A 20,306-nucleotide genomic window follows, 5' to 3' on the forward strand; every position below is an offset into this window, starting at 1 on the left:
AATAATAAAACATTTAAATAGAAATAATTATGTCTAGGCTAAAAGATAAAGTAGCGATTGTGACAGGCGGGGCAAGTGGGATAGGAAAAGCCATTTCCACTTTGTTTGCCAAGGAGGGAGCAGTTGTACATATTTTGGACTTGAACCCGACTGGTGGGGAAGAAACCAAGAAGTTGATTGAAGACGAAGGTGGAAAATGTGAAGTCCATACTTGTAATGTGAGCAAGCAAGCTGAAGTACTGGATGTAGTAAAACAGATTGGCAAGGTGGATATATTGGTGAATAATGCCGGTATTGCTCATGTAGGCAACCTAGAAGGGTGTACTGAGGAAGATATGGACCGGATTTACCAAGTGAACATAAAAGGCGCTTATAACGCCTTATTTGTGGTCGTTCCAGTGATGAAAGCTAATGGTGGCGGAGCAATCTTGAATTTGGCTTCCATTGCAACCCTAGTAGGTATCCCAGATCGCTTTGCTTATTCCATGAGTAAAGGTGCTATGTTTGCCATGAGTTTGTCCGTGGCTAAGGATTACCTGAAAGATAATATTCGATCAAACTCCATTTCCCCGGCACGAGTACATACGCCTTTTGTGGATGGATTCATCGCCAAAAACTATCCTGGTAAAGAGGCTGAAATGTTTGAAAAGCTCTCTAAAACCCAACCTATCGGACGTATGGCAGAGCCGGAAGAAATTGCAAAATTAGCCTTGTTCCTTTGTTCAGATGACGCATCGTTTATTACTGGTAATGACTATGCTATCGATGGAGGTTTTGTGAAGTTGAATAACTAGAAATGAGAATTGTGATAGAAAACTTCATATATCTCAGATCAAATAAACAAAATACATAAAAGGATATGTCGTGGATTTGATTTTCTCAAATCTCACATCTCATATCACAATACTTTTTAACATGAAATTAATCAGATACGGAGAATCAGGAAGAGAAAAGATCGGTGTGAACATCGATGGTAAGAATTATGATGTTTCGGCATTTGGCGGAGACTTTAACGAAGAGTTTTTTACGGACAATGGACTTGCCCGTCTGGAAGAGTTTGTGAAAGCGAATCATGGGAAACTGATAGAGATTCCTGCAGATTCTCGATTGGGAGCTCCATTCACGAGACCATCCAAGATTGTATGTATTGGCTTGAACTATAAAGACCATGCGGAGGAAACTGGGGCTAAGATCCCAGCAGAGCCAATTATCTTTATGAAATCCACTACTGCATTGGTAGGTCCTAATGACCAAGTGATGATTCCTAAGAATTCAGTGAAGACCGACTGGGAGGTTGAGTTCTGCATTGTTATCGGTAAGAAAGCAACTTATGTCGAAGAATCTAAAGCCTTGGACTATGTTGCTGGTTATGTTCTTCACAATGATGTTTCAGAGCGTGAGTACCAATTGGAGCGTGGCGGAACTTGGGATAAAGGGAAAGGATGTGACACCTTCGCGCCTATGGGCCCATTTATGACGACTACTGATGAAATTCCTGATATCAACAACGTAAAACTTTGGTTGAAAGTGAATGGCAAGACCTATCAAAACGGAAATACCGCCAACCTGATCTTCAATGTGCCATTTGTAGTTTCCTATGTCTCTCAGTTTATGACCCTGTTGCCAGGGGATGTGATCTCCACAGGAACGCCTGCTGGGGTTGGCTTAGGCTTTGATCCTCCAATTTACCTTCAAGAAGGAGATGTGGTTGAATTGGGGGCTGATTATCTTGGCGAGCAACGTCAGGAAGTAATCGCTTTCCACAAAAATTAAAAGAGACCATGAGAATAGATACTCATCAACATTTTTGGTTATTTGATCCCGTAAAGGACGCTTGGATTAAAGATGAAATGTCGGTAATACAACGGAATTTCCTTCCCAATGATATTTCTGGAACCCTCAAGCAATTGGGATTTGATGGTGTTGTTGCTGTTCAGGCAGACCAGTCCCATCAGGAAACAGCGTTTTTGCTGGAGTTATCCCAAGTCTATGCCTTGATCAAGGGTATCGTTGGATGGGTGGATCTCAGGTCTGAAAATGTAGAAGAGCATCTCCAAAGCTTCTCAAAACATCAGGTCATCAAAGGATTCAGGCACATCGTTGAAGGTGAGGATGACCCTGACTTTCTCCATCGGGATGAATTCTTGCGCGGAATTGCCGCATTGACCAAATATAAATACACCTATGATCTTCTGTTGCGCCCAAGGCATTACCAGAGTTCCTTAAAATGCGTGGCAGCTAATCCGGATCAAGCTTTTGTTTTGGACCATATTGCAAAACCGCCAATCAAATCCCAGGAATTTACGGAATGGGCTAGCTATATCGAACAATTGGCTTCCTATCCGAATGTTCATTGTAAGATTTCAGGACTAGGCACTGAGGCAGATTGGAAACATTGGAAGTTGGATCACTTTACGGAGTACCTGGACCATGTCATTCAATGCTTTGGTAAGGAAAGATTGATGTTCGGGTCCGATTGGCCGGTATGCCTGTTGGCCGGTAGTTATGAGGACGCGCTCAAGATTGTTGAGCATCGCTTAGGTGATTTTACGGAACAGGAATTGAAAGGTTTCTGGGGAGATAATGCAGTGAAGTTCTACGGTTTAAAATAGTTTATATGAACTTAAATTTAAAAGATAAAGTGGTCTTGGTTACCGGTGGTGCCAAAGGAATTGGAAAGGGAATTGTTGAGCTTTTAGCTGAGGAAGGAGCGGTTCCGGTAATTATTGGAAGAAAGGAAAAAGATAACCTTGCCGTAGAGGAGGAGTTAGCTGCAAAAGGCTTTAGATCTTTCGCGGTGCAGGCTGAACTAACGAATCCAGAAGACTGTAAAAAGGCCGTTGATGCTGTAATAGCTAAGTGGGGCAGGATTGATGGATTGGTAAATAATGCAGGTTTGAATGATGGTGTGAGCCTAGAAGATGGCGATTATGACTCTTTTGTAAAGTCGCTGCACAATAGTTTGGTCCATTACTATCTGATGGCGCACCACTGTCTCCCTGAATTGAAGAAAAGCAAAGGGAGTATATTGAACATTACTTCTAAAACAGCCGAAACTGGACAGGGAGGGACATCCGGTTATGCTGCTTCCAATGGTGGAAGGAATGCTTTGACAAGGGAATGGGCGGTTGAATTGCTTCCGTATTCCATTCGTGTCAATGCCATAGTTGTTGCAGAAAGCATGACACCGCAATATGAAAGTTGGATAAAAACCATTGCTAATCCAGAAGAAACATTGAAAAAAATAACGAGCAGGATTCCGCTTGAAAACCGGATGACTACCGTGGAAGAAATTGCCAATATGGCCGTATTCTTACTGTCTGATCGATCAAGCCATACCACTGGGCAGTTAATCCATGTGGATGGGGGCTATGTGCACTTAGATAGAGCATTGATCAATGATTAAGTATAACAAGATATATTTGTAATCAACCTTTAGTAAACTCAATTGAGCTGCTTTCATTAAGCAGCTCTTTTTTTATCCCTTTCCTCCTAAATAAATTGTTACAAACGAAATACTTCATTCAAAATCTTATTCTATCTAAAACAAATCCTGTTTTTGATGTAAAATCCCATTTCTAACCATTGGTTCTTATCAGATTCGGACTTAACATTTTAAGATTTTATTTTGATATTAAACGTTTAAGCATTAACATTGTGTAATTATAAACTGAAAAGTTCCGCATTTGTTTTAATCTAATTGTCTTGAGCAGTCTTCCTTTATGCTTAAGGTGCTTAAACGATTAAAGCAATAGCCAAAACCCTTTACTAACCGAAAGATTTGGTAGTTCTTTTCAAAAATAGAATGTGACTTCCGATTGGACATTTGAATAATCAACTAATAAATAAATCATGAAAATTAAATTGTTATTAGCTTCCTTATTGCTCTGTGGCATGGCCTATGCCCAGCAAAAGCAGCCATTTAATGGAATAGATATGAGTTTGGGAAACCTTTCCAAACTTTCCAATGCCAAAACCAGATCAATTAGTCCAGAAAACTTTACCGGTGCCAAGGGGAAAGGAGGAATGGCAGATCCAGCGAAACAGGCTGGTCAAAAGAATGTTGCCAATGCTTCACATGCATCTAGGGAGCTAGGAGTGGGTTGGAAGGTAAATCCCTATATCACGATTGCGCCCGGTGAGACCTTTACCATGGCCGAAATCAATGAATCAGGGGTAATCCAGCACATGTGGATGACTCCAACAGGCAATTGGAACCACACGATTTTCAGGATTTATTGGGACGGCGAGTCAATTCCTTCGGTAGAATCTCCAGTAGGGCCATTCTTTGGGATGGCTTGGCATCGTTTCGCCCCTTTGAATTCCTTGGCTATGACCGTTAATCCGGGAAGTGCATTCAATTCCTACTGGAAAATGCCATTTCGGAAAAGTGCCAAGATTACTATGGAGAATATTTCCAGTGAGCCCATGAACCTGTATTACCAGATAGATTATGCTGTTACAGAGGTTCCTGAAGATGAAGGGTATTTCCATGCCCAATACCGTCGATCCAATCCTACCCAAGGCTCCTTGCACACTATAATCGATGGAATCAAAGGAAAAGGACAGTACGTAGGAACATATTTAGGGGTAGGTGTCAACAACATAGGTTGGTGGGGAGAAGGAGAGATTAAGTTCTTTATGGATGGTGATAAGGACTTTGCAACGATAGTTGGAACAGGACTGGAGGATTATTTCTGTGGCTCCTACAACTTCGAAAACAAGGCCACAAGGCAATATCAAGAATATTCCACCCCATACGCTGGCTTGCACCAAGTAATTCGTCCTGATGGCGTATATGAGTCCCAGGCGCGCTTCGGAATGTACCGTTGGCATATCATGGATCCAGTGAGGTTTGATGGAGACCTAAAAGTGACCATACAGGATTTAGGATGGCGTTCGGAAGGTAGATACCTACCGCAGAAGTCCGATATGATCTCTGTAGCCTATTGGTATCAATCCGAACCCCATAACAAATTTCCAAATCTACCATCCAAAAACGATCTAGAAGTAAACTAAATTTCTATGAAAAAGACATGGCTACATGCATTTATGGGAGCTTCGGCAGTTTTGCTGGCAAGCTCCTGCCAAGAAACCAAAAAACAAGAATCATCAATCCAGGATACCGTGAGCACCAACTATAATGAAGGGCAATTTGGCTACGACCTGCAATTCCTGCAGAAGTACGATAGCATTTTGATTTTGAGCAACGAAAGTGGACTAGGGCAGATCCTGGTGTCCCCAAAATATCAGGGCAAGGTATTTACCTCAACTGCAGATGGGCCGGACGGTAAAAGTTTTGGCTGGGTAAATTACAAAGCCTTCTCTGCGCCGGTTGATCCCCATATGAATGCCTATGGAGGGGAAGACCGCCTCTGGCTAGGTCCAGAAGGAAGTCCATTTTCCCTATACTTCGAAAAAGGCAGTGAAATGGTCTATGATAACTGGAAAACACCAACTGCCATTGACACGGAAGCTTGGACCCTGCTGTCAGCAACTGGAAATTCAGCAAGCATGGAGAAAACTGCAGAATTGAAAAATTATGCAGGTACCGTCCTCAGCATGAAGCTTAATAGGGATATCAAGATGTTGAGCAATTCACAGATCGAAGCCGATCTAGGCATTCAATTATCCGATCAGGTAAAAACGGTAGGCTTTAGCACCATAAACAGCATCAGCAATACTGGAAAAGAGGCATGGACCAAAGAAACTGGAGCACCTTGTCTTTGGAGCCTGGATATGTTTATGCCGACCGACAGCACTGTTATTCTTATCCCTTTTGAAGAGTCTGCGAAAGGAAAGGTCGCCACGACCGATTATTTTGGAGAAATCGATAAGGATAGAATCAGCTATAAAGCAGGGGTACTCTATTTCAAGGCAGATGGAAAGTCTAGAGGCAAATTGGGATTGTCGCCTTCTCGAGCCAAAAACATTGCCGGAAGCTACGATCTAGCCAATGGAATCCTGACCGTAACCAAATTCAGCATCGACTCAAGCAAGGTCTATTTGAACCAGGAATGGACCACCAAAAAGGATCCGTTCTTAGGAGATGCCGTCAATGCCTATAACGATGGACCATTGGAAGATGGAAGCCAAATGGGACCTTTCTACGAAATCGAAAGTGTTTCACCTGCTGCTTTCCTTAAACCATCTGAAAAGCTGGAACATACCCATAATGTATATCATTTTTTTGGAGATAAAATACAAATAGCTAGTCTGTTAAAGAGGTTATTTAATATAACCGTTGAAGATATTCAATCTGCTTTCTAAACCCCTAGACCATGAACAAATATCCAAAAATCGGGATTAGACCCATCATCGATGGCCGCTGGGGCGGCATACGGGAATCCCTGGAAGATACAACCATGAACATGGCCAAGGCTGTGGCAAAACTATATGAAACTGAACTGAAATATCCCGATGGCAGCCCTGTACAATGCGTCATAGCAGATAGTTGCATCGGTGGGGTCAAAGAAGCCGCAGGGTGCCAGGAAAAGTTTGATCTGGAGCAAGTCGGAGTTTCCTTATCGGTAACCCCATGTTGGTGTTATGGATCAGAAACCATGGATATGGATCCAATACGGCCCAAAGCCATCTGGGGTTTCAATGGTACAGAAAGGCCTGGTGCCGTATATCTTGCGGCTACCGTCGCTGCCCATAATCAAAAAGGCCTCCCTGTATTCAGTATTTATGGACATGATGTCCAAGATATGGGAGATACCAAGGTTCCGGACGATGTGAAGGACAAATTGCTTTCCTTCGCCAAGTCTGGCCTTGCTGTGGCCATGTTGCGCGGTAAAAGCTATCTGGCTATCGGCTCTGTTTCGATGGGCATTGTAGGTTCCATCGTTAATGCTGAATTCTTTCAGGAATATCTGGGCATGCGTAATGAATATGTAGACTCTTCGGAAGTGCTTCGGCGCATACAATTGGGTATCTATGATGAAGAAGAATTCAAAAAAGCATTGGAATGGACCAAAAAACATTGTAAGGAAGGGGCTGATTTCAATCAAAAGCATAAGGTAAAAAACAGAAAAGAGAAGGATGAAGACTGGGAGTTTGTGGTAAAGATGACCTTGATTATCCGTGACCTTATGATCGGAAATCCTAAATTGAAGGAAATGGGCCATGCTGAGGAAGCTATGGGCCACAATGCCTTTATTTCGGGCTTCCAAGGGCAAAGGCAATGGACCGATTTCCTCCCGAATGGTGATTTTTCAGAAGCTATTTTGAATTCCTCATTCGATTGGAACGGTATCCGTAACCCTTTTATGGTCGCGACGGAGAATGACTCATTAAATGGCGTGTCGATGGCATTCAATTACCTCTTGACCAATACGGCACAAATATTTGCTGATGTCAGGACATATTGGTCGCCAGAGGCAGTAAAAAGAGTAAGTGGATGGAAACCTACGGGTGCCGCCAAAGAAGGATTTATTCATTTGATCAACTCTGGTTCCGCTACCCTGGACGGTACTGGGCAGCAGTCCAGCAATGGAAAACCAGTCATGAAACCATTTTGGGAAATCTCTGATAAAGAAGCAAAAGCCTGTTTAAAGGCGACAACCTGGTATCCTGCAAACCGTGATTATTTTAGAGGTGGAGGTTATTCATCCAACTTCCTGAGTAAGGGCGGAATGCCAGTGACCATGTGCAGAATCAATTTAATAAAAGGTTTAGGGCCAACTATACAAATAGCTGAAGGTTATACAGTTGATGTGCCAGAAAAAGTGCATAAGGTATTGGACGAACGTACCGATAAAACCTGGCCGACCACTTGGTTTGTTCCTGAATTGACTGGGGAAGGTCCCTTCACCGATGTCTATTCTGTGATGGCCAATTGGGGGTCCAACCATGGGGCCATCAGCTATGGCCATATCGGGCATGACCTGATTACGATGGCAGCCATGCTTCGGATTCCAGTCTGTATGCACAATGTTCCTGCAAACCGTCTGTTTAGACCTGCAACCTGGGCAGCCTTCGGGATGAACCCAGAAGGAGCAGATTATCGGGCATGTGAGGTATTTGGACCACTTTATAGATAGCAATATGAGCAACCTAAAGAAATCATTGTTTCGGGATGATGAAGGGAACTATCTATTGGTTCCATTCCTTTTCATCTGCAGTTTATTCCTATTATGGGGCTTCGCCCATGGTTTTTTGGACGTGTTGGACAAGCATTTCCAGGATCTATTGCATGTTTCCAAGGCGCAGTCTGGCTTTGTACAGTTCTCTTTATACATCGGATATTTGGCAATGGCCATCCCTGCAGGCCTTTTTATCAAGAAATTTGGTTACCAGAAAGGCATCATATTCGGATTGGTGCTCTTTGCCATAGGTGCTTTTATGTTCTATCCTGCAGCCAAACTGGCCGCATTTATCCCTTTTTTGGCCGCTTTGTTCGTGATTGCCTGTGGATTGGCATTCCTGGAAACTGCTGCCAATCCTTATTCCATTGTCTTAGGTTCTAAAGATGGAGCTGCCAGACGTATCAACATTTCCCAATCCTTCAATGGTTTGGGCTGGATATTGGGACCGTTGATTGGTGGATTGATGATCTTTGGGACAGAAGCCGAAGGCGAACATGACAAATTTGACTCCTTGGTGCAGCCCTATATTGGAATTGGCTGTGTCGTGGTTTTGGTTGCTATTGTCTTCCTGATCATTAAGCTTCCTGAAATCAAGGAGAAGAAAGAGGCTGGGGAATACGAGGAAAACCCACCCATGCGGAACTTGCTGAAACATCCGGTATTCATCTTCGCTGTTATTGCCCAGTTCTTATATGTGGCAGCCCAGACTGGAACAAATTCATTTTTCATCAATTATGTGATCGATGCCATTCACGATTTGAAAACCCCGATTTCTAATATTATGGCCAATCTAGGTTCATTCGGTGAATTCTTCATGCCTAAAAACGACGAACAGGCAGCTTCCCTGATTCTTGCCTTTGGTGGAATGGGAGCTTTTTGGATAGGTCGGCTGACAGGTTCTTATTTGATGAAGTTCATCGCCCCACATCGTCTTTTGGGTTTTTACGCTATCATGAATGTCATCTTAAATATTTTGGTGTTCATGAACTTAGGTTGGGTTTCCGTGTTTGCGCTGTTCTTGACCTACTTTTTCATGTCCATCATGTTCCCGACCATTTTCGCACTGGGGATCAACAATTTGGGTACACTCACCAAAAAAGGATCATCCTTCTTGGTTATGGCGGTAGCAGGTGGTGCATTCTGTCCGCCTTTGATGGGCCTGATCGCTGATCATAGTACAATGGCTACTGGATTTATTATTCCAGTCCTGTGCTATGTGGTGATAGCCGTGTTTGCTATTTGGGGAGTAGGTAAAGTGGAAGGTAAATTAGATATGTCAAATCCCGTTCATTAATAGAAGGTTAAATGAAGCAATCATATGTAATTGGCGTTGATTTTGGGACCGATTCTGCTAGGGCTCTGCTGGTCGATGCTACCAATGGAGAAGTGCTAGGGTCTGCAACCTCCAGCTTTAGGAGGTGGAAAGAAGGACTGTACTGCGACCCTAAAAAGAGTCAATTCCGTCAACATCCATTGGATTATATTGAAAGCCTTGAAGCTTGTCTAAAGGGCTGTTTGGCAAATGTCCAAGATGAAATCAAGACTAATATAGTGGCCATATCCATCGACGCTACGGGTTCCACTCCAGTAGCCATTGATAGCAGTGGCCATCCTTTGGCGCTGACTTCGGAATTTTCCGAAAATCCTAATGCCATGTTTTTTCTGTGGAAGGACCATAGCTCCATCAAGGAAGTGGAAGAAATCAACCGAAAAGCGCAAGACTTTGAAATCAATTACCTCAGCTATTGTGGCGGAGCGTATTCCTCGGAATGGTTTTGGTCCAAATTGCTCCACTTAGCCAGGACTGACGAAGAGGTTTACAACGCTACCCATTCCTGGCTTGAGCAGAGTGATTGGTTGCCCTATCTTTTGACAGGTCAACAAGATGCGCAAAAAATAAGGAGGAATGTGTGTGCGGCCGGGCATAAGGCTTTATGGGCGCAAGAATTAGGGGGCTATCCACCGCTGGAATTCTTTAGCCACTTAGACCCTAAATTGGAAAGGATATACCAATCCATTAATAAAGAGGTATTTACCGCTGATGAGATTGTTGGACATCTGTCCGCAGATTGGGCAGATAAACTAGGATTAAAGGATAGCGTTATGATCTGCGTAGGAGCGATCGACGCGCATGTTGGAGCCATCGGAGCACAAATCCAACCTGGATATATGTGCAAGGTCATGGGGACATCCACCTGTGATATGATGGTCATTGATAGAGAAGAATTACAAGATCGATTGGTCCAAGGAATCTGTGGACAGGTTCAAGGGTCAATCGTACCACACTATATAGGTCTGGAGGCCGGACAATCCGCTTTTGGGGATGTCTATAATTGGTTGAAAAACTTGCTGTTGTGGCCAATTAGGAACAGTCTGAAAAAAACTGCATTTCTGGGTAGTCAAGCCATTTCAGATTTAAGGGATGAACTTGAGCAAAATTTACTTTCAGAACTATCCGAATTGGCCAAGCAACAGCCTATCCGAGAAGATGATGAAATGGCCTTGGATTGGTTCAATGGAAGGAGGACCCCAGATGTAAACCCTTCACTGACTGCCGCCTTGTTCCATTTGGATTTGGGGACCAATCCTGTCCATATCTTTCAGGCTCTGGTCGAAGCAACCTGTTTTGGCTCCCGGGCGATCGTTGAACATGTGGAACGCCAAGGGGTTGCTATTCAAGGTGTCATTGGAATAGGGGGAATAGCCAAAAAATCGGATTATGTCATGCAAACCTTGGCAGATATCCTTCAAAGACCAATTATGGTCCATCGATCAGATGAAACCTGTGCTATGGGAGCTAGTATGCTGGCTGCAACTGCAGCAAAAATCTATCCTTCCTTGGCTGAGGCCATGGATAACATGGGAGCCGGATTTGAAAAAGAATATTCGCCCAATCCTGATAAGAAGGATTTGTTCGACAAACGCTATGCTAAGTATTTGGCTTATGGTTCTATGCTAAATACCATACAATAACTGAAATGAGAATTCACTTAATTTACATATTTGTTGGTTTGTTAACTTGGCTGCATGCTATGGATCCTTCCATAGCGTATGGCCAAGGGATTCCAAAGTTGCTCCAGCCGTACATATCCAATCTGGAGTATTCCAAAATTGGAAATCAAAATCCTGAAATCAAGTATAAAAAAATCGATAAACAGACTTTTAGGCTTGAATTCAATTGGGAAATAAAAGCCGATACAAGCTTAGATAGGCTCTATGTCGCTGTAAAGCCTGAATTTAAGCCTATTTTTCATTGGGCCCCTCATCTGACACCTACAGATAACCATATCATCGCCCAACATGTTTTTCGTTCGGCGGCCTTGATTGTTCAGGATAGCAAAAAGTCTTTGGCCATCATTCCGGATGTGTCGCTGTTAACATCTAAACCTACTGTTCCTTACTATCTAGATCTTGATGCCGATGAGAATCTTTTGACCTTAGGTCAGGCAAATTCTAAGATTACCGATCATGTGCTTTATGAAAAAGAAGAAAAGACAGATTTTCCAGCAGGAACCTATCGTCTGGCTTTTTACGTAAAATTCTCTTCAGATCCAGCTAGCATTGATAATCCGTTTGCCGGAATAAATCAGTTTATGTGGCAGCAATGGGGTAAGAAACTCTATCAAAATGGGGAGCCTTTCGATAATAACAATCTCGATGCTTATGTAGACTATACCTATCAATGGGCCTTCAAATATTGGCGAGACGCTGTATGGCAGGAATTTGACCTGAATGGCAAAAGAGTAGGAGCTCCCACCTTTATTGTCAATGTTACCCAAAGCCCTAATTATCCAGGTGAAGTCAACGAAAGGGAGTTTAGGTCCATTTGGAATCAAGCTTGGTTCAATTCCTTACGCTCTGCATCTGGCTTATTTCGCTATGCAAAGCGGAAAAACATAGATTCGCTGATACGCTATGCGAATATGACCAAGGAATTGACGCTTTCCTTTCCGCAGAGAAATGGTTTTTTCCCGGGATTGATCGCCACAGAAATGAAGGAAGTAGAAGTCGAGGGAAAAAAATATTGGCGCTCGGCAGGCTGGAATACCCATTTCTTCGGCAACTCAAACCGTAATCCCTATACCTGGAATGCAAAAGAATCTCCTTACCATATTCTGGATATGAGCTATACGGCTCTATTGATGCTGGATTGGTATTCTGAGTTGGAAAAAGATCCCCGATTATTGGATTATGCCATTCGATATGCCGATGCATTGGTCAACATACAACGCCCTGATGGCTATTTTCCAGCATGGCTAGATCTAAATCAGCAGAAAGATATGGAGCTGTTGAGCAAATCTCCAGAATCTGCCATGTCCGTAAGTTTTTTGCTGAGATTATATCAGATAAGCAAAGTTGAAAAATATAAAGCATCCGCTTTAAAAGCCCTTGATGTAATCGTAAAGGAAATTGTTCCAGTCGGACGCTGGGAAGATTTTGAAACCTATTGGTCCTGTAGCCGATTTGGACATGACAGTTTAGTGGATCGGAAAATTGCTAGGAACAATATGTACAAGCAAAATACCCTGAGCATGTATTATACGGCCCAGGCAGCCATGGAAGCCTATAAGGTTACAGCGGACCAAGCTTATTTACAAAAAGGAAAAAGGGTGCTGGATGAACTGTTGATGTGGCAAGCTGTTTGGCAACCATCCTTTATCTATATACATGCCCTGGGCGGTTTTGGAGTCATGAATGCCGATGCGGAATGGAATGATTCCAGGCAGAGCTTATTTGCTGAACTGATCATGCAATATGGAAAAGAATTAGGTCGGAAAGATTATATGCAACGGGGCATTGCTGCCTTAAAGGCGTCCTTTGTCATGATGTATGCTCCCGAGAATCAAGAAACCAAGGAACAATGGCAAAAACGCTGGCCATTTCTGAGGAAACAGGATTACGGCTTTATGATGGAAAACTATGGGCATGATGGTCATACCGATTCCAACGGAATTGGAATTGGAGAATTTACTATCTATGATTGGGGGAACGGAGCAGCCTCGGAAGCAGTTAATCGTGTCATCGATCATTGGGGTGAAAATGTCTTTGCAAAATGGTAATGCAAGGTTAGTTATGAATTAATAATAATATATTTACAAAATGGTAAAAAAGGTATCATTAAAGGATATTGCTCAGAAAATTGGCGTTTCTACCGCATTAGTTTCTTATGTGTTAAGTGGTAATGAAGAAAAGGGCAGAGTAGGGAAGGATACTGCAGAAAAGATCAGACAGGCTGCCAAAGAACTGAATTATCAGCCCAACCATATCGCCAAAAGTTTAAAAACGGGTAAAACCAATACCATCGGACTAATTGTTGCAGATATTTCAAATCCTTTCTTTGCTTCGATCGCACGAGGAATAGAAGATGAGTCTGGACATTTTGGTCTGACCACCATAATAGGTAGTTCCGATGAAAGTACGGAGAAATTGAAAAACCTAGTCGATGTTTTTATTAAAAGGCAAGTCGATGGTTTTATCATCTCTCCACCGGATCACTCCGAAGAAACCATCGAATATATTATTTCTTTGGGCATTCCCATCTGTTTGATCGATAGGCATTTTGATCATGTCAATTCCAGCTATGTCATCACAGATAATAAGGAGTCCATGCAGACCGCGGTGGGCCATCTCATTGAAATGGGGTACAAGAACCTGGCTTTTGTTGCCTACAAGAGTAGCCTACAGCATATGAAAGACCGTGAACAAGGTTTCTTGAATGCCAGCTCTGCAATCCAAACCAGATTGTATAAAATTAATTTCAGTAAGCAACAGCAAGAATTAGGGCAAGTCCTAGAGGAGATTTTGAACGATCAGAAAGCTGATGCCATTGTTTTTGCCACCAATACCCTTTCGGTTGCGGGATTAAAATACCTCACCCAAAAAGAGATCCAGATCCCAAAGGACTTAAATGTAATGTGCTTTGACTTTAGTGAGGTATATGATTTCTTTTATCATCCCATAATCCATGTTAAACAGCCTATTGAGCAGTTAGCAAAGGAAAGTGTAATTGCCTTAACCCAGCAGATGAAAGATAATACCATTCAGAAAAAGGTGTTGAATTCTGAATTGGTTGCAAAGAAGAGGGGTTAATGATTTATTGAAATAATTTCCAGAACATCAAGCCACAGTAAACTGCCGCCAATCCAAGAACAACGCTAAGGCCAATGTATAGGAAGGCCTGCGACGTCTGTTGGTTTTGGATAAGATTGATGTTTTCTGCCGCAAAGGTAGAGAAGGTCGTGTAACCACCACAAAAGCCTGTTACCAGTAACAGTTTCCATTCATTGCTCAAGCCTTGGTTTTTGGCAAAATAACCCAATAATAGCCCAATCAGCAGACAGCCTAAGAGGTTCACGATTAAAGTGCCAAGGGGAATCTGGCTGGGATAATTTTTGCTGATGAACTGCCCGCTGTAATACCTTAGTACACTTCCGACAGCTCCACCTGCAGCAATAATGAATGCCTCTCTGATCATGAATAATAACTAATGTTGATTTATTTTTTTTCGAATTTAATGAATTCCTTTACAAGTTACGAATGGATCGATATTCAATAAAACCGAGCGAAAGGTATGAAAATGAATGAAATATGATTGATGTCAGAAAATTGTTGCGTAAATAATCTTATAAAAATTCAAAAAATACCCTGCGATTGTAAAAAAATGATATTTTTGTTATAACTAAATTATGAATATCATTATCCCCAAACAACAATAACCGGTTGGATTGGGACAAAAATTAGGAATGTATGGAAGCTTTAAAGACTATGGAAGCAAGGTATCCAATTGAGTTTACTGTGCCTGCTTTTGGAGCTGGTTCGTTTTATATTCAAGAAGACCTTAGGGAGGAATTCTATACCCACTATCATAGGCATAAGGAAATTCAAATTTCCTATATCCTAAAAGGTAGGGGTTCGGTCGTTATCGGAAACTTAATACAGCCTTTTTTTGAAAATGAAATCTATATCTTAAAGGCCAACGACCCCCATATCTTTATTAAAGAAGGAGCTGAAAATGACCAGATCCATGTTGTCCATATTTTTGTTGCCTTCGACAAGATGCAGTCCTTCTTCAATATGCAGGAGCTGCATCGGATCAGGGATATCTTTACAACCTTGGATTCCAGTAAAAAGTTGTTGCAGAAATATAGCCTGCCAGTGAGGTCCATCTTTCAATCATTACTGCGAGAGGAGGGTCTGCCTAAACTTATGCGCGTATTGGAGGTCTTCGAATACCTGATCGCCAATGAAAAGGAAATGATCTCCCTGTATTCCGGACTTCCTGAATCAAACTTCAATGATAAAGTCGGGGTCCGTATCAATGAAGTCCTGCGATATTCCCTAGAAAACTATAACAGGGAAATCAGTATCGATGCGGTTGCCAAACTCATCCACATGACCCCATCTGCATTCTGTAAGTATTTTAAAAAGCATACCATGAAAACCTATGTAACCTTTTTAAATGAAATCCGAATCGAAAAAGCCTGCCAATTGCTCATCAACAAGTCCACAGAAAATATTTCCGAAGTCGCCTACCAATGCGGATTTAATACCGTCGTCCATTTTAATCGTGTATTTAAACATATCCTCCATAGTTCACCCTCTGAGTTTATCCATCGACATGCGGTGAATAATATGGCGAATTAAGGAGGGGATTTGAGATGGGAGATATGAGAAGTGAGGCAGTGAATTTTCCGAAAGGGTAATTTTTTAGTCATTCTGAGGTTTATCCGAAGAATCTCGGAGTAATACAAACAAAGATTGAATTGACGTAAGGGCACTCCATCTTCGATGGAGAATGAAGGGAACTGTTGGAGGAGAACCGTACAGATTCCTCACTGATCGTTCAGAATCAAAATATGCTAATGAAGGATTCAGAGTGAAGCGAAGAATCTATTTTTGTTTTTTTCTTGGGGATGCATTCATTCCGAAGTCGTAAGATGAGGAAACTATTTTCTGGGGATTAATTTCCGCTTTAGAGGATTTATAGAAAAATATTTCATCCCTGTTAAGGGTTGTGTATCCCAAAGATATCCTTTGACCTATTCCAGTCCAATCCTCCCATCCAGTACCCTGAGCGGCGTATAATGGCATCCTGATTCAACAACGGGCGTTTGCATAACGCCCCTACAGTATTGGGGCCTTTCCAACGACACAATAGCAAGATGTTCCTGGTCTATCCTCACATCCATTTAATCCTGTTTCTTGCCCAGTTCCTGGCCCATCCTCCCATCCCTTTAATCCTGGTTCAAAATATTTACCCAATCGCCTCTACATTCACTTCAGCACACAGCTCTCTTATCTCTTATCTACTCCAAATTTGGAATTTGGCTCAAAATTTGTTATATTACTAGCAAACAATAAAAGAAAGGTAAATAATATGATTAAAAAAGAAAGAAGTAAAAAAGAAAAAATGATCCAGAACCCATTCTCATTCTATGTAACGAATGTAGGGTTTATCGGAAACCAACCAAGCCCACAAAATAGAAGTGTTAACAAGAAAAGTTAACCCTTCTACAAAACCAAAACAAATTAAATTAGACGTGCTTTTTGAGAAAAAAGCATTTTGTGTTTCTAGCGGGTTCCTATTCTCGCGGCCCTAAATCCCCAGCCTCATTTCCGAATTAAAAATTGAAACTGGCCGTCCTTTTAGGATTGTCTAGTTTGGTGCTTTTTTTAATATTATTGACCTTGATATGCATAATGTTCGACTGATTCTTGAAATCCTGGAAAAGAAGCTGGTTGACAATATCCAATTTGCTGATCGAATTAACATTGCTGACTTCAAAATAGCACCAAGCAACATCCTCCTCAATTTCATAGCCCACATACTGTAAGTTTCGAAGATGATTATTGATAATGATCTTGAAATTTTGTCGGATGTATTTCGAAATGGCAGAATCTGCCGCAGCTTTGTTTTTGGGATGGATTACATCGATATGCTGGCCTAATTGGTTTTTCAAGGCTACTTCCAGATCATCATAAAACAATCTGCAGGATACCTCAATACGTTTTTTGCTTGGGTTGAAGTCTACTGAACTAATGCTAACATAAAAAGGATGCGCAAAAGCAATAAATGCCGTAAATATTCCAACAAGCAGCAATCCTAGTCTTAATTTCTTCCAATCCATTCTATTGATTTTTTGCAACAATTATGTGCAAATCTGCCTAAAATTAGTAAATCCGTTTGTCTATGTTAAAATAATATTAATTTTGCTATGTTATTATTACAAGACCTAATTAATGAGCGATTTCTCTATCTATTTTCAGCTTGGTTGGCAGCATATCTTGGACCTGACGGGTTATGACCATATTCTTTTTGTTCTCGTTTTATGTTGCAGTTATACGCTAAAAGATTGGAAGAAAATTCTTTGGCTGGTAACCGCATTTACGGTCGGCCATTCCATCACCTTGGCATTGGCAGCATTTAAGATCGTCAGGGTAGATACCGCCTGGGTGGAATTCTTGATTCCGGTGACCATTTTGGCCACTGCATTCTATAATTTGCCCAAAAGAAGAAAGCAGCGAAGCCCATATGTCCTTTATGCGATGACCCTATTCTTTGGACTGATCCACGGTCTTGGATTTTCAAATTACCTGCAATCGTTGTTGGGACAGGAAGCAAATATTGTACTGCCACTGCTGTCCTTCAATATAGGTTTGGAGTTTGGACAACTTATCATTGTCTTTTTTGTTATTCTGCTGTCGGAGTTGATGCTCAAGATTTTTGCGGTCAGCAACCGTGATTGGAGCTTCTTCCTCTCATCGGCTGTTATCGGAATCTCCTTTATTATGGCACTCGAACGTATTCCATTATGAAATTATATTCATCAATAATCAAAACCTTCTGCCTTGCCCTTGTAGGTTCGGCAGGCATATATGCTGCCCAAGCGCAGATGCAGCATAACCCAGGTTCCAACCATGGGAACAAGTTTGAGCAACTGGGTAACCTGTTGACGGATCCAAATATCTTTCGAACGGCATCTGGTGCACCAGGGGCAATGTATTGGCAGCAGAAAGCCGATTATGTCATTGATGTAGAGATCGATGATGTCAATCGCGTGCTGAAAGGGTCTGAAACCATTACCTACACCAACAATTCTCCAGATCCATTGACCTATCTTTGGATTCAGCTAGATGAAAACGAGCATGCGGACAATGCCGAAAGTAAACGGTTTGACCAAAGTAGCTTAAGGGAGAAAATGTCAATAGGCGAACTGAAATCATTGGTTCCAGAGAAAAAAGGTTTTGGAGTCAATATCCATAAGGTGACCGATGGAGCCAATAAAGCGCTAAAATATACCATCAACTATACCATGATGCGTATTGATCTTCCCATAGCGTTGAAGCCTGGCGCTAAATTCGTGCTGAAGATTGATTGGGATTATAAGATCTCAGACCGTATGGTTGAAGGTGGTCGTGGTGGATTTGAGCATTTTGCTAAAGATGATAATAACCTATACACTATAGCACAATGGTTTCCACGTATGGCAGTCTATTCCGATTTTCAGGGATGGCAAAACAAACAGTTTACCGGAAGAGGGGAATTTGCGTTAGTTTTTGGTGACTATAAAGTAAATATCACGGTTCCAGCGGACCATGTGGTAGGAGCGACAGGTGAATGCCAAAACTATGCACAAGTATTGACCTCGACGCAATTGGCTAGATGGAAGCAGGCTCAGCAATCGAAAGAACCCGTTGAGATTGTTACTTTAGAGGATGCTAACAAAGCCATTCAACAGAAATCCAGTGCCAAGAAAACTTGGGTTTATGAAGCCAAGAACGTTCGCGATTTTGCCTTCGTTACCTCTCGTCGCTTGATCTGGGATGCTTTGCGTGTGAATGAAGGTGTTCCGGGAAATCAACCAATGGCCATGTCCTATTATGGTCCTGAGGCTTACCCATTGTACCGTAAATATTCCACCAAAGTTGTTGCCCATACCTTAAAGACATATTCTAAATTCTCCATTCCATATCCTTATCCCGTAGCTATCTCTGTGGAAGCAGCAAATGGTATGGAATATCCGATGATCTGCTTCAATTATGGCCGTGCCGATGAGGATGGTACCTATACTGAAGCCGTAAAATATGGCATGATCGGTGTAATTATCCACGAAGTTGGACATAACTTCTTTCCAATGATTGTCAATTCGGATGAGCGCCAATGGACTTGGATGGATGAAGGACTGAATACGTTCCTTCAATATTTGACGGAACAAGAATGGGACAAGGATTTTCCTTCCCGTCGTGGACCGGCCTACAAGATCGTGGATTACATGAAGCTTCCAAAAGATCAGTTGGAACCTATCATGACCAATTCAGAAAATATCGTTCAATTTGGACCTAATGCATACGCTAAACCAGCGACAGCTCTAAATATATTGAGAGAAACAGTAATGGGGCGTGAGCTCTTTGACTATGCCTTTAAGGAATATGCAAGACGATGGGAGTTCAAGCACCCTACTCCGGCCGACTTCTTCCGAACCATGGAAGATGCTTCTGCCGTAGATCTTGATTGGTTCTGGAGAGGGTGGTTCTTTGGAACTGATCCGGTTGAGATTTCCTTAGATAATGTGACGCAATATAGAATGAGTGGAGCAGACCCTAAGAAAACGCAACAGGAGAAAAAAGAAGCATTTGATAAAGACCTGAACAGTATTACGCGTCAGCGAAACATGGAAGAGAATATGGCTTTCTTGGTCGATAAGGATACCTCTCTTCTGGATTTCTATAATAAATGGGATCGTTTCGCCGTGAAGCCAGCCGATGAAACCAGCTACCAAGATTTCTATAATAAGCTAACCGATAAAGAAAAAGATATCTTCAATGGTAAGACTACATTCTATGAGTTGAACTTCAGGAACAATGGTGGATTGGTCATGCCATTGATCATCGAATGGACCTTTACCGATGGAAGCAAAGAGATCGATCAAGTCCCTGCTTATATCTGGAGAATGGATGAAAATGAAGCAACGAAAGTATTTGCAAAGAGCAAGCAAGTTGCCTCCATTCAATTGGATCCGTATCGTGAAACTGCGGATATAGATGAGTCCAACAATGCATGGCCTAGAACTTCTCAACCTTCCAGGTTTGAGTTGTACCAGCAGAATGGACGGGCAGCTCGCGGTCAATCGGCCGAGAGCAATCCGATGAAGGAAGCTAAAAAGCAAAATAATAGATAGGTAATACTAAACCAAAAATATAAGGGGCAGTTCAAAT

Annotated in this window: 16 protein-coding genes; 14 read left to right on the forward strand and 2 right to left on the reverse strand. The window is 42.0% G+C overall.

Features of this window, described 5'->3' with window-relative positions:
* The first annotated feature begins 29 nt into the window (after positions 1–29).
* The 11 genes from ACWIB3_RS05230 (at position 30) to ACWIB3_RS05280 (ending at position 14,180) form a co-directional block, all read left to right on the forward strand.
* Entirely contained in the window at positions 30–794 is a 765-nt protein-coding gene (locus tag ACWIB3_RS05230) for an SDR family NAD(P)-dependent oxidoreductase (protein ID WP_454291069.1), read from the forward strand.
* 121 nt (positions 795–915) lie between these two features.
* Positions 916–1,773 (forward strand): fumarylacetoacetate hydrolase family protein, encoded by an 858-nt coding sequence (locus tag ACWIB3_RS05235; RefSeq protein WP_454291070.1) that lies wholly within the window; start codon positions 916–918, stop codon positions 1,771–1,773.
* 8 nt (positions 1,774–1,781) lie between these two features.
* Positions 1,782–2,612 carry an amidohydrolase family protein gene (locus ACWIB3_RS05240; RefSeq protein ID WP_454291071.1) on the forward strand — a complete coding sequence of 277 codons (831 nt, stop codon included), beginning with the start codon at positions 1,782–1,784 and terminating at the stop codon, positions 2,610–2,612.
* 5 nt (positions 2,613–2,617) lie between these two features.
* Entirely contained in the window at positions 2,618–3,406 is a 789-nt protein-coding gene (locus ACWIB3_RS05245) for an L-fucose dehydrogenase (protein ID WP_185217201.1), read from the forward strand.
* A 446-nt stretch (positions 3,407–3,852) separates the two neighbouring features.
* Entirely contained in the window at positions 3,853–5,019 is a 1,167-nt protein-coding gene (locus tag ACWIB3_RS05250; protein WP_454291072.1) for a glycoside hydrolase family 172 protein, read from the forward strand.
* 6 nt (positions 5,020–5,025) lie between these two features.
* A complete protein-coding gene (locus ACWIB3_RS05255; RefSeq protein WP_454291073.1) occupies positions 5,026–6,270 on the forward strand; it encodes a DUF6786 family protein in 1,245 nt (414 codons plus the stop codon).
* An 11-nt stretch (positions 6,271–6,281) separates the two neighbouring features.
* Positions 6,282–8,045 carry an L-fucose isomerase gene (locus ACWIB3_RS05260; protein ID WP_454291074.1) on the forward strand — a complete coding sequence of 588 codons (1,764 nt, stop codon included), beginning with the start codon at positions 6,282–6,284 and terminating at the stop codon, positions 8,043–8,045.
* A gap of 4 nt (positions 8,046–8,049) precedes the next feature.
* Positions 8,050–9,384 (forward strand): sugar MFS transporter, encoded by a 1,335-nt coding sequence (locus ACWIB3_RS05265; protein ID WP_454291075.1) that lies wholly within the window; start codon positions 8,050–8,052, stop codon positions 9,382–9,384.
* Positions 9,385–9,395: 11 nt separating this feature from the next.
* Entirely contained in the window at positions 9,396–11,063 is a 1,668-nt protein-coding gene (locus ACWIB3_RS05270; protein ID WP_454291076.1) for a ribulokinase, read from the forward strand.
* Positions 11,064–11,068: 5 nt separating this feature from the next.
* Entirely contained in the window at positions 11,069–13,150 is a 2,082-nt protein-coding gene (locus ACWIB3_RS05275) for a hypothetical protein (RefSeq protein WP_454291077.1), read from the forward strand.
* 40 nt (positions 13,151–13,190) lie between these two features.
* Complete coding sequence (locus ACWIB3_RS05280) at positions 13,191–14,180, forward strand: LacI family DNA-binding transcriptional regulator (RefSeq protein ID WP_454291078.1); 990 nt, start codon at positions 13,191–13,193, stop codon at positions 14,178–14,180.
* Positions 14,181–14,184: 4 nt separating this feature from the next.
* On the opposite strand, the gene crcB is transcribed toward ACWIB3_RS05280, so the two are convergent.
* The gene (crcB, locus tag ACWIB3_RS05285) at positions 14,185–14,565 is read right to left on the reverse strand and encodes a fluoride efflux transporter CrcB (protein ID WP_185211506.1); all 381 of its coding nucleotides are present in this window, start codon (positions 14,563–14,565) and stop codon (positions 14,185–14,187) included.
* Between the two features lie 272 nt (positions 14,566–14,837).
* Between crcB and ACWIB3_RS05290 the strand changes: the two genes are divergently transcribed.
* Positions 14,838–15,734 carry an AraC family transcriptional regulator gene (locus ACWIB3_RS05290; RefSeq protein WP_185211507.1) on the forward strand — a complete coding sequence of 299 codons (897 nt, stop codon included), beginning with the start codon at positions 14,838–14,840 and terminating at the stop codon, positions 15,732–15,734.
* Positions 15,735–16,711: 977 nt separating this feature from the next.
* On the opposite strand, the gene ACWIB3_RS05295 is transcribed toward ACWIB3_RS05290, so the two are convergent.
* Complete coding sequence (locus ACWIB3_RS05295; protein WP_454291079.1) at positions 16,712–17,218, reverse strand: DUF6702 family protein; 507 nt, start codon at positions 17,216–17,218, stop codon at positions 16,712–16,714.
* Positions 17,219–17,330: 112 nt separating this feature from the next.
* Between ACWIB3_RS05295 and ACWIB3_RS05300 the strand changes: the two genes are divergently transcribed.
* Both ACWIB3_RS05300 and ACWIB3_RS05305 read left to right on the forward strand, forming a co-directional pair.
* Positions 17,331–17,906 carry a HupE/UreJ family protein gene (locus ACWIB3_RS05300; protein WP_185211509.1) on the forward strand — a complete coding sequence of 192 codons (576 nt, stop codon included), beginning with the start codon at positions 17,331–17,333 and terminating at the stop codon, positions 17,904–17,906.
* Entirely contained in the window at positions 17,903–20,269 is a 2,367-nt protein-coding gene (locus ACWIB3_RS05305; RefSeq protein ID WP_454291080.1) for a M1 family metallopeptidase, read from the forward strand. The genes ACWIB3_RS05300 and ACWIB3_RS05305 overlap by 4 nt, the downstream gene beginning before the upstream one ends.
* Positions 20,270–20,306: the final 37 nt, after the last annotated feature.

The organism is Sphingobacterium sp. NPDC055431 (assembly GCF_053644255.1).